Raw genomic sequence first — 10,605 nt, 5'->3', positions numbered from 1 at the left:
ATTAGCGACGAAGGTGAGAAGAATAGGTTTAGAAAGTGACTTGCTAAAAATTACGTTTACGAATGAGCATTAATAATATGAATAACTCGGTTTATAAAAAACATGTATTACCTACCGCAATACTATTTCTGATTTTGGGCTTGGCGGCTTTGTTCACCACGCCGATACCGGATCCTGGTTTTTTTAACTATTTTCCACTGCCAGTGGAAACCTCAATTATGAATAAGAAAATAGTGATCATTCTTGTGGCGTTAATGATGATTGGTATTTCTGTGGGATTAATTACTAAGAAGTTCTGGTCGTGGATAGCACTTTTCTTTTTTGTGGGTGCATTCCATTTGTACACGGCTTTCTGTGCATTTTATGGTTTTATGGCGATCGAATACATCCCTCTTGGTCTCTCGCCAAATAATTTTGCATCAATTCAAGTCGCCGGAGGCTTTATTGCCTGTCTTTCATTTTATTTCCTTCAAAAACCGGTTTTTGTGAAGGTCTAAAATTTAGCGAGATATTTTCAGAACTTGGCTGCAGGCGTGAATCCATGCCTGCGCACCGATCAGTTGCAGATTAGGACTGCTGGGCGCCAATATACGGTGCGAGATAGTCGACTGAGTAGCGCCACAGTTGCTCCGCCAGTATTTCATCACAGCCAAGTTTGCTTGGCTTGGCCTCGGCATTATCGGAAAAATAGCGGCCGCCAATGCCGTCAAGTGACGGGTGGGTGGCAACAAAGCAACTCGTTGAGGCGCCTTGTGGTATGGACTTGCCAATGGAGATATCGAGCAGTTTCTTAACTGGCGCAGTTTTCATTGCCATGCCTATGAAGCCACCAACGTCGCGGGCGAGATTGGTGTTAATCACGCCAGGGTGAACTGCGTTGGCTGTGACCCCAGCGTCGACAAGACGTCTATTAAAGGCAGTCGCCGTTAGTAGATTGGCGAGCTTCGCCTGCCCATAAAATTGCCATGCATTATAGCGCTTGCTACCGTCGAGATTGTCAAAGTCGATGCCGTGTTTACTCGCGGCCATATGTCCGGCGCTCGATAGCATAACGACCCGAGCTTTGTCGGCCGCTTTTAGCTGTTCTTGCAGTAAATAGACGAGCAGGAAGTGGCCCATGTGATTGGTTAAAAACTGCAATTCCAGGCCATCTTTTACCTGCAGCTTGGGTAGCGCCATAATGCCTGCATTGCAGATAATGATATCGATGGGCGTGTTTAGCGCTTGAATAGTCTCTGCGCAATGTTTCACCGATGCCATGTCGCTCAGCTCACACACCGCCGGCGTAGTCTTGCCCGCGATGCTGTCGCAGGCTTGTTGGGCTTTTTCAATACTGCGAGCACAGGCAATGATATGGGCACCACACAGTGCCAGCACCCGCATCGTTTCATAGCCAATCCCTGAGTTAATACCGGTAATGACAATAGTCTTTCCGCTTAGATCCATGCCGTCGGTGACGGCTTCGGCGGTCGCTTTTTTTGAAAACGTAATTGCGGTCATAATGGTGCTCTTTATTATTACGGAGGGTTGGGGCGCTAAGTGGGAGTGTAAGGGTTTCCAGGTAAAGCTAAACGAATAATTGGTCTGGAAGCTTAAAGAGCGCGACTTTAATTGACCCGCGGATTATGTCGGCGAACCGATGCTGGCCGATAATTCGAAATGACTATACATAGCATTGCCCGCTGCAACTGCATCGCCATCACAAATGTGGTTCACAATATTTTCATGGGCATCAATGATGCGGGAAATATCGCTTAGGGTGCGCTGACTGCCAAGGTCTACTAGTAAGGATTCCATCAAGGGGTTTTGCAGCGCATCTAACAATAGTCGATTTACGGGGTTGTGGGACGCTTCGGCCAGCTCCTGGTGCAAGGCAAGATCTGCAGAGACCCGGCGCTGATGATCGTCCATAGCGTCGCGCATTGCCGCTATGTGTGACTTTAGTGATAGCTTTTGTTCGTCGGTAGCCCGGATTGCCGCTAGTTGTGCGGTTTGAACTTCAATACTGCGCCGAGTTTCCATTACCTGACGGTAGCTAATTTGCGTAGTTTGCAAGGCATAGCCGAATACTTGCGCCAGCACGCTTGAGTTCATCGACATCAATCTTGGCCGCCGACCATTACCTATCTCAAGTATGCCTACTGCGGCTAGTGAGCGATAAGCCTCGCGTACCGTGGTTCGGCTAATGCCTAAATCCCGACCGATTTGCATTTCGCTGAGTACGTCATCCCCTGGGCGCAGTTTTTCTCGTGAAATGTACTCCCAGAGATATTGGCTTACTTGTGAGGATAGCGATGTGGCTTGGTTTAAATCTGAGTCTGGCATTTGCGGGTCATCATAATTCTTTGTTTTAAGAAGATAGCATCTTAGGCTGCCAAGCGCTAGGTAGCCTCGCGTGTCAGGAAGTCAACCTGTGTACAGGTTATGCTTTAAAAGGGTATATTAATTTGACTATTCTTGATATAACTGTAATCCTGTATTACAGCTGTGCGGTTTATGTCATTGCCAATGTTTAGAGATGCTAAATAATAAATGCTGTGAAGCTGGATGTAAGCCATGAGTTTATCTTTAGTTTAGTTAGATACGTTTTCGGGTGGCTTTGAGGTCATTGCCGCTGGAATATAAAAAGGAGCAGTTGCTAGTGAAAACAGTCAAACAAATATTCGTCGCGGCGATAGTGCTCGCTCTCGCAATACCGTGTTTTGCTGAATTGCCTTCGGATGTGTTGCTCGCTAAGTATAAAGAAAAGATTAAGAACACACCTAAGGAGCGATTCGAACACGCATTGAGTGAGCCAATGGATCCAGTGCATATTATCGGTGGTATTTATTATATAGGTTCTACCACTGTTTCTTCTTTCGTTATTAATACTGGAGAAGGGCTGGTGTTGGTGGATGCCGGCACGCCGATGATGTTTGACGCCATCAAGCATAATATCGAATCTTTGGGTTTCCAGCTCAGCGATATTAAATACATTATTTCTAGTCATGCCCATTGGGACCACGTTGGCGGCTTGGCTAATATGCAAAAGCAAACTGCTGCCAAAGTAGTTGCCCTCGGACTTGATGCTGAATCAATTGCCAGCGGCAAAGATACGTCGGCGGTGTCTTTTTTGGGCTTGAATTGGGATCCAGTGCCAATTGACCGCGTGATTAAAGATCGTGACAGTTTTACCCTGGGTGACGTGACTATTCATGCCTACGATACGCCAGGGCACACCAAAGGCTGTACGACTTGGACGACCACGATTCGAGAAGGAGAAAAAGACTATAAGGTGGCCTTTCTCGGCGGTACATCAGTGAATGCCGGTGTGAAGTTGCTTAATAACCCGCTTTACCCAAATATTGCAGAAGACTATAAAAAGACCTTTGCTGTATTGGCCTCCTTGTCTCCGGACGTCTATCTTGCGCAACACCCATTCTTCTTTAATTTGTCTGGCAAGCTGGAGCAGCGTAAGGCTAACCCTGCGGTAAACCCCTTTGTCGATCCTGACGAATGGACAATGTTTATTCAGAACGATGAGCTTAAATTTCTTCGACAATTAGATGATGAATGGCGAGCCCTGTCAGCGTCTAAAGCAGTATCAAAATAAGGTGAGTACGATGACTGATATAAAGCAGCCAGAAAATTTATTGAGCCAGTTAGAGCTGTTGTTGGGTAAAGACTGTGTGTTGAGCGGTGACGCCCTGCGGGAGAGGGCGAGTAGTTACTGGGACAGTTCGCCAATGCAAGGCATAGCCCTATTAAAACCACATAATACTGAACAGCTCAGCGCAGCGATGAAATTATGTCATCAGTTTGGTCAAACTGTTGTCACCCATGGTGGGCTCACCGGCTGTGTAGAAGGAACTACGGTAAATAATCAAGATGTCATTATCTCGCTGGAAAAGATGAACTCAATTGAAGAGATTGATGCGGTTGGTTCTACAGTAATAGTTGAGGCGGGCGTGACTTTGCAGTATCTGCAAGAGGCTGTGAGTGAGCAGGGTCTGTATTTTCCATTAGATTTGGGTGCAAGGGGTAGTTGCACGATCGGTGGAAACGTTGCTACCAATGCGGGCGGCATCAATGTTATTAGATACGGCATGATGCGTGATCAGGTGCTTGGCTTGGAAGTAGTGCTTGCCGACGGGACAATCATGTCATCGATGAACCGCATGCTAAAAAACAATGCGGGATATGACTTAAAACAATTATTTATCGGCACTGAAGGTACGCTTGGTATTGTTACTCGCGTGTCGTTGAAACTGCAGCAGCAGACGCGCAGCCGCAATACGTGCTTGGTGGCAGTTGATGATTTCGCCTCAGTGACTAAATTGCTGAGCCGCTTGCAGGGTGATCTAGGTGCGGCGCTGAATGCATACGAAGTGATGTGGGGAGATTACTTTCACGCAGTGACTGAGCCAGGTTGGCATCGGGCTCCAATGGGGCGAGATTACGCCTTCTACGTGTTGTTAGAAGCTGCTGGTGCAGACGCTGAAGGTGACGGTCCACGCTTTATTGCGGCGATGGAGTCTGCCATGGAAGCTGGCCTGGTTGTTGATGCCATTATTCCTAAATCCGAGTCAGAGCGCCGAGCGTTGTGGGATATTCGCGAAGATTTCGACGCGATCGTTAAGCCGCAGCCAACTTTTCTTTACGATGTAAGTTTACCGATTAAGTATATGGAGGACTATGTGGCGGCGGTTAAACAGGGCCTGGATAAGCTGTGGCCGCAAAGTAAGTGTTATATCATGGGCCATATGGGCGACGGGAATCTCCATTTATTTATAACACCCAATTCGGCAGGCGAAGATTTACACGGGCAGTCTGACGAGCAAGTTTACAAACCGCTGGAGAAATATGCGGGTTCTATTTCTGCAGAACATGGCATCGGGACGGAGAAAAAAAGTTGGTTGCTTAAGAATCGCAGTATCGAAGAGCTGGATTTGATGAAAGTGCTTAAGCGTGCGCTTGATCCTCTGAACATCCTCAATAGAGGAAAAATATTTGATGTATAGAATGCTATTTGCTGGCGCGGTTTGGGGATATTTATGCTGTTAATATTATTCCCTATTCTCGCGCCAATAGCTGCGCTTATAGGTTATTTAAACCCCGAATTAATTGCTCCTTTAAAAGACGCAATTGTGCCGCTGTTAGTTGTGGTTATGAGCTGCATGGGAATTACGTTAAAACCCGAGGATTTTATTAAAATTCGGGCTTATCGAGGCGCGATGGTTTTAGGCATTGTTTTGCAGTTTACGGTCATGCCCATTGTGGCGCTATTGGTAGCTGCACTACTGAAGTTAGACCAGGAATATACTACTGGCCTGGTGCTAGTGGGGTCTGTTGCTGGAGGAACCTCTTCCAATGTAATGGCGTATCTGGCGAAGGGCAATGTGGCATTATCAGTATCAATGACGGCAATCTCGACCGTAATGAGCGTGTTGATGACGCCGTTTATCATGTCTGTTGCTTTAGGTGAGACTGTGCCTGTTCCCGCCAAAGATATGATTATGAGCTTGGTTCAGATTATCTTGCTCCCAGTAAGCTTTGGCGTTTTATTAAATCATTATGCTGGTCATTATTTGCGCCCGCTTCAAGCTTACTTGGCACCAATAGCGACAGCTATTATTCTTGTGATTATCGCTATTGTCGTGTCTTTAAATGCTGACAGTCTTGGTATTGCTATTTTGACGGTGGGCGCGGCGACCTTGTTACATAATGTTAGCGGACTGGCGTTAGGTTATTTGGGGCCTAGATTGCTTGGTTTTGATCGTGTTGTTAGTCGCACGATTGCAATCGAAGTAGGGATGCAAAATTCCGGTTTGGCGACTGCCCTGGCATTGAAGCTATTCACCCCCGCAGTGGCTTTGCCTGGTGCCATATTCAGCGTTTGGTTGAACATAACCGGGTCACTGTTTGCTTCTTTTTCTATTTGGTTGGAGTCTGGAAAAAAGCCTTAGATATAAAGTTCAGATTCGGGATTTACTGAGCCGACTGTTGCCTTTACTCAGCGCTGGCGTTAATGACGATTAGCAAATCTTAGCTATAAAAAACGGGCTCCTAGGAGCCCGTTTCTCGTTTAGCCTTAAGCGAAGTGCTTAGCTAAACGCTTTAATAATATTACCCAGCATTTCTTTCGCATCACCGAACAGCATCCGCGTGTTCTCTTTAAAGAACAGCGGGTTGTCGATACCGGCAAAGCCTGATGCCATTGAGCGCTTCATCACAAACACATTGCGCGCCATGTCGACGTTAATGACCGGCATACCGTAAATCGGGCTGCCCTCCATCTCGCGAGCGGCAGGGTTAACCACGTCGTTGGCGCCGATAACAATCGCCACGTCGAAGGTGTCCATGCGCGGGTTGATTGCATCCATTTCCAGTAGCAGGTCATAAGACACGTCAGCTTCTGCAAGCAGAACGTTCATGTGACCTGGCATACGGCCAGCAACAGGGTGAATAGCGTAAACTACTTCGGCGCCATTCTTTTCCAGTAACTCTTGTAGCTCTTTGACCACGTGCTGAGCTTGGGCAACCGCCATACCGTAACCGGGCACGATAACAACGCTGGCAGCCGCTTCGAGCACGTAGTAGGCGTCTTCAGCTGTCATGGCCTTGGCTTCACCTTCGATCTTCGCTGCCGCGCCACCTGCAGACACGGCGCTGAAGCCGCTGAACAAGACATTGCTCAGCGAGCGGTTCATTGCCTTACACATGATTTGCGTCAGGATAATACCGCTGGCACCAACCAGTGCACCGGCTACGATCAGGATGATGTTGTTGATCGCGATACCCGCCGCACAGGCCGCTAAGCCTGAGTAGCTGTTTAGCAGAGAGATAACCACTGGCATATCGGCACCGCCGATAGGGATAACCAGCATGATACCCAGTAGCAACGACAGGCCAATCACCACATACAGATATATGGAGGTGGCGGGGCCCGTGCTAATGGTAAACATCACAGACGCGGCGATGATGGCGATAATCAGCAAAATGTTAAAAATACGCTGACCACTAAAGACCATTGCTTTACCAGAGATACGCTCGCTGAGCTTGCCCCAGGCAACCATACTGCCCGAGAACGTCACGCCGCCGATCAGAATCGACAGAACGATGGTGATCAGTTCAAAGGTCGTTGCTTCAAAGCCGTAAAGTGCCGCCCAGCCCACGAACAAGCTGGCAACACCACCAAAGCCATTGAACAGCGCCACCATTTCCGGCATGCCGGTCATTTCGACGCGGCGCGCAACGAGGGCGCCAATGAGACCGCCGACTACAACACCGGCGATAATCCATTTGTAGTCAATAATGCTTTGATCAAGCAGAGTGATAACAACCGCGATAAACATACCCAGCGCAGAGACCAGGTTGCCTTTGCGCGCAGTCGCTGGTGACCCCAGCATTTTAAGACCAAAAATAAACAGCACGGCCGCTGCCACATAGGACAGGTTAACCAGTAATTCGATACCCATTACTTAGCGCTCCCTTTTTTCTTGAACATAGCCAGCATGCGGTCAGTTACCATATAGCCGCCGATCACGTTAATGGTGGCCATTGTCACCGCAATGGTGCCAAGAATAGTGGACAGTACCGCGTGTTCAGCGCCGGCCGAGGTCAGTGCGCCGACGAGGGTAATACCCGAGATCGCGTTTGAACCTGACATCAGTGGTGTGTGCAGGGTGGCAGGGACTTTATTGATCAGCTCAAAGCCTAAAAATATAGACAGCATTAAGATGAAAGCGAGAAATACAATTTCCATCATCTTCTCCTAGTTAATCAGGTTTTTAATGGTTTCGTTAACGATCTCGCCGCCGTGGGTAATCACACAGCCCTGCAGAATATCGTTTTCCATGTCGATAACCATTTTCTTGTCATCGCCGTTCCAGCCTTCATCAACGAGGTTGAAGAGGTTGGACGAATACATTTGGCTGGCATCGCGGCTAACAAAGTTAGACCAGTTGCCGTCGCCGATAATTGTCACACCGTCAACCACCACGGTCTGGCCTGCTACCGAGCCTTCAACGTTGCCGCCGCTTTCCGCTGCCATATCGACAATCACAGAACCGGGCTTCATACCCTTGATCATGTCGCTGGTGATAAGCACAGGGGGTTTGCGACCAAACAGTTGGGCGGTGGTGATGACAATGTCAGATTCCGCAATTTGCTTCTTTTGGCCTTCAAGCTGCAGCTTCATTTGCTCTTCGGTGAGGGCAACCGCGTAGCCGTCTTTGGTCTGGCCGGTTTCGCCTAGATCGATATCGAGGAATTTGCCGCCCAGTGAGCGGACCTGCTCGGCAACAACCGAGCGGGTGTCAAACGCAACCACTTTGGCGCCGAGGCGTTTTGCGGTTGCAATGGCTTGCAGACCGGCGACGCCAGCACCGATGATGAAGACGGTAGAGGGCTTTAAGGTACCCGCGGGTGTCATCATCATAGGCAGAATGCGGGGCAATCTTGTGGTGGCAAGCAATACCATCACGTAACCCGCCAAACTTGCTTGCGAACTCAGTGCGTCCATCTTTTGTGAGCGCGTAGAGCGTGGAATCATTTCCATGCTGATGGCGCTAACGCCGCGATCACGAAACGCTTTAATTAAGCTGTGTTCGTTAAATGGATCCAGATAGCTGACGTGGATGCAGCCGGATTTCATTTGTCCGATTTCATCGAGCGTTGGCTTGCTGATACGTAAAATAATATCGGAGCTGGACAGCACGGTATTGCGGTCAGCGGTAACAGTGGCGCCAGCGTCGGTGTATTCCTCGTCGCTAAAACCGCTGCCTAAGCCCAAGCCCGCTTCGATTTGAATCGTTGCACCGGCCCTGATTAGCTTTTTGGCATCTGTCGGAATGATCGCAACGCGGTTTTCGCCGCTCGCGAGTTCTTTTGGGATTCCTATGCGCATTTATAAAATTCCTTAAATAACAAATTCATATCTAGTGCTGAAGGCGATGTTCATTAAATGTGGTGAAATTCGTTCGTTTAGTATCGGTGTTATGCGATCCCCCTATGTGGGGAAGTGAGATAAACCGCAGCTTCTCCAAGGCCCAACTGAATGCCTTTTGTTGCAAACCGAGCTGTTGATAGATGGTGAACTTCATTTGGACCGTCGGCAAAACCCAAGGTGTACCGCCAGCTAGATAAGAGCAGCTTGGCGAAGAGTAAGATACGAGGTGTCATTTTAAAGTGACTGCCTCGTGTGGTTTTGCATTGCTGGATGCCAGATATAAGAAGGAAATGACGAAAAATAGAATATGTATTTTGAATGAGATGTCATAGCTTCCTGTTTGGTCAAAAAGGAAGCCAGATAGTATGGGGGATCCAAAATTAAGAGGCAGTACAAGGATTGACGCTAATCCAATAGCTGTCCCGAAAGAGGGTGTGCCAAATTTACTCGCAATTAATGAGTAAAAGGCGGGTAGAGCACCTCCACCTGAGAGTCCAATTCCCAGTACGATTAGCGATAACAGTTCAAATGGAGGCCGTAGCGTTAGTGAAGCCCAGAGAATTACCTGAATAAATGCCGCTAGCGCAAGTGAGTAATTCGGCTTAAATTTATCGGCAAGCCAACCGAAAAGGATCGCACCGACCATGCCGGAGATGCCGTTAATAGAAAGCAATAATGACGCCTGGGATTCAGAGATACCGTAGTCTGTGCTGAATGGAATGATGTGAGTTATAAACACAATTCCGCCTGAGGTTATCAGTCCAAAGGCAATAATATGCAGCCAATACGAGGGAATTCTTATCAGATCTTTTTTTGTTAAATAAGTGGAGATAGTTGATGTTGCCGCGGTGTCGTGGTTTTCTGGCGATGCACCGTAAGGTAGTTGGTTGACATCACTTGGGCGACTGACAATGCGTGTGAGAAGCGGTATAAGTAAAAGGAATAGCATTCCAATACATATAAAAGTAACTCTCCATCCGTATTGAATTATGAGCATCGCCACGAGAATTGGCATACAAACATTGAATAGGGGAACATTAACTAGTCCAATAACAAGGCCACGCTTATGATCGAACCAGTTGCTGGTTAGTGTCGCCACAGAAAGTGGGCCCGCCATGGTTAAGCCCGGCGCTATCAAAAGGGCGTATACAGCTAAAAATACGTAAACGGATTGGGATTGGGACGCAGTTATAAATCCGACTCCAAGCAATGTAGCGCCAATCAGCATTATCTTTCGTATTGAAAATCGATCAAGAAGCCCGCCTACGAGTGGCGACATTAGCCCCATGATTAATGTCAGTATGGCGATACCGGATGATATGACGGATCGTGACGCTGAAAACTCATTCATTAATGGGATAAAAAAGAGGCTGTATACTCCGAAAGTCGCACTAATACTGAGGTTTTGGCTGAAAAAGCCAATGCCTGCCATTCTCCAACCTAGAAATGATCCTTTGGAGTCATTCACCGGTGTTGCTGACTTCATTTTATTACCTAATTTTGAGAGGTGGCTTCACCTGGATTTATTATCATCCCGTGTCCGGGGAAGTGCTGGGCGCCGTATTTTCTAGTGGACTGCTAAGCTAAGTAACGTAGCGTTTATAATGAAGGCTAGCGCTGTCAATTACATCATACTAACGAATGAATCGAATCAAATTTAAGGTCAAATGCTCTGG

General features: G+C 47.7%; 10 protein-coding genes. 4 read left to right on the top strand and 6 right to left on the bottom strand.

Going from position 1 to position 10,605, the window contains the following annotated elements; translation table 11 throughout:
* Positions 1 to 62: 62 nt before the first annotated feature.
* Positions 63 to 497 carry a hypothetical protein gene (locus tag KXJ70_RS15605; RefSeq protein ID WP_219044460.1) on the top strand — a complete coding sequence of 145 codons (435 nt, stop codon included), beginning with the start codon at positions 63 to 65 and terminating at the stop codon, positions 495 to 497.
* Between the two features lie 70 nt (positions 498 to 567).
* Here KXJ70_RS15605 and KXJ70_RS15600 read toward each other — a convergent pair whose 3' ends face one another.
* Positions 568 to 1,500, bottom strand: coding sequence for an SDR family oxidoreductase (locus KXJ70_RS15600; protein WP_219044459.1), 933 nt, complete (start codon positions 1,498 to 1,500; stop codon positions 568 to 570).
* A 123-nt stretch (positions 1,501 to 1,623) separates the two neighbouring features.
* Complete coding sequence (locus KXJ70_RS15595) at positions 1,624 to 2,325, bottom strand: FadR/GntR family transcriptional regulator (RefSeq protein WP_219044458.1); 702 nt, start codon at positions 2,323 to 2,325, stop codon at positions 1,624 to 1,626.
* A gap of 316 nt (positions 2,326 to 2,641) precedes the next feature.
* On the opposite strand from KXJ70_RS15595, the gene bla reads away from it, so the two are divergent.
* The 3 genes from bla to KXJ70_RS15580 are packed head-to-tail and all read left to right on the top strand — an operon-like array spanning position 2,642 to position 5,945.
* Entirely contained in the window at positions 2,642 to 3,592 is a 951-nt protein-coding gene (bla, locus tag KXJ70_RS15590) for a subclass B3 metallo-beta-lactamase (RefSeq protein ID WP_219044457.1), read from the top strand.
* Between the two features lie 10 nt (positions 3,593 to 3,602).
* Entirely contained in the window at positions 3,603 to 5,000 is a 1,398-nt protein-coding gene (locus KXJ70_RS15585) for an FAD-binding oxidoreductase (RefSeq protein WP_219044456.1), read from the top strand.
* Between the two features lie 33 nt (positions 5,001 to 5,033).
* Entirely contained in the window at positions 5,034 to 5,945 is a 912-nt protein-coding gene (locus KXJ70_RS15580) for a bile acid:sodium symporter family protein (protein ID WP_219044455.1), read from the top strand.
* A 138-nt stretch (positions 5,946 to 6,083) separates the two neighbouring features.
* Here KXJ70_RS15580 and KXJ70_RS15575 read toward each other — a convergent pair whose 3' ends face one another.
* The 4 genes from KXJ70_RS15575 to KXJ70_RS15560 form a co-directional block, all read right to left on the bottom strand.
* Positions 6,084 to 7,457, bottom strand: a complete 1,374-nt coding sequence (locus tag KXJ70_RS15575) for an NAD(P)(+) transhydrogenase (Re/Si-specific) subunit beta (protein ID WP_219044454.1) — start codon at positions 7,455 to 7,457, stop codon at positions 6,084 to 6,086.
* Positions 7,457 to 7,744 carry an NAD(P) transhydrogenase subunit alpha part 2 gene (locus tag KXJ70_RS15570; RefSeq protein ID WP_219044453.1) on the bottom strand — a complete coding sequence of 96 codons (288 nt, stop codon included), beginning with the start codon at positions 7,742 to 7,744 and terminating at the stop codon, positions 7,457 to 7,459. The genes KXJ70_RS15575 and KXJ70_RS15570 overlap by 1 nt, the downstream gene beginning before the upstream one ends.
* A gap of 9 nt (positions 7,745 to 7,753) precedes the next feature.
* Positions 7,754 to 8,887: an NAD(P) transhydrogenase subunit alpha gene (locus tag KXJ70_RS15565; RefSeq protein WP_219044452.1), complete on the bottom strand. Its 1,134-nt coding sequence runs from the start codon at positions 8,885 to 8,887 to the stop codon at positions 7,754 to 7,756.
* Between the two features lie 271 nt (positions 8,888 to 9,158).
* Positions 9,159 to 10,415: an MFS transporter gene (locus KXJ70_RS15560; protein WP_219044451.1), complete on the bottom strand. Its 1,257-nt coding sequence runs from the start codon at positions 10,413 to 10,415 to the stop codon at positions 9,159 to 9,161.
* Between the last annotated feature and the right edge of the window lie 190 nt (positions 10,416 to 10,605).

Source organism: Zhongshania aquimaris (genome assembly GCF_019312595.1).
GTDB lineage: Bacteria > Pseudomonadota > Gammaproteobacteria > Pseudomonadales > Spongiibacteraceae > Spongiibacter > Spongiibacter aquimaris.
The sequence above is the reverse complement of the archived record's forward strand: the minus strand, read 5'-3'. Positions and strand labels throughout refer to the sequence as shown.

Bases quoted from the DNA above. Each gene is read 5' to 3' on its own strand.
- KXJ70_RS15595 (WP_219044458.1), bottom strand. From the start codon at position 2,325: ATGCCAGACTCAGATTTAAACCAAGCCACATCGCTATCCTCACAAGTA.
- KXJ70_RS15565 (WP_219044452.1), bottom strand. From the start codon at position 8,887: ATGCGCATAGGAATCCCAAAAGAACTCGCGAGCGGCGAAAACCGCGTT.
- KXJ70_RS15560 (WP_219044451.1), bottom strand. From the start codon at position 10,415: ATGAAGTCAGCAACACCGGTGAATGACTCCAAAGGATCATTTCTAGGT.
- KXJ70_RS15575 (WP_219044454.1), bottom strand. From the start codon at position 7,457: ATGGGTATCGAATTACTGGTTAACCTGTCCTATGTGGCAGCGGCCGTG.
- KXJ70_RS15600 (WP_219044459.1), bottom strand. From the start codon at position 1,500: ATGACCGCAATTACGTTTTCAAAAAAAGCGACCGCCGAAGCCGTCACC.
- KXJ70_RS15580 (WP_219044455.1), top strand. From the start codon at position 5,034: ATGCTGTTAATATTATTCCCTATTCTCGCGCCAATAGCTGCGCTTATA.
- KXJ70_RS15605 (WP_219044460.1), top strand. From the start codon at position 63: ATGAGCATTAATAATATGAATAACTCGGTTTATAAAAAACATGTATTA.
- KXJ70_RS15585 (WP_219044456.1), top strand. From the start codon at position 3,603: ATGACTGATATAAAGCAGCCAGAAAATTTATTGAGCCAGTTAGAGCTG.
- KXJ70_RS15570 (WP_219044453.1), bottom strand. From the start codon at position 7,744: ATGGAAATTGTATTTCTCGCTTTCATCTTAATGCTGTCTATATTTTTA.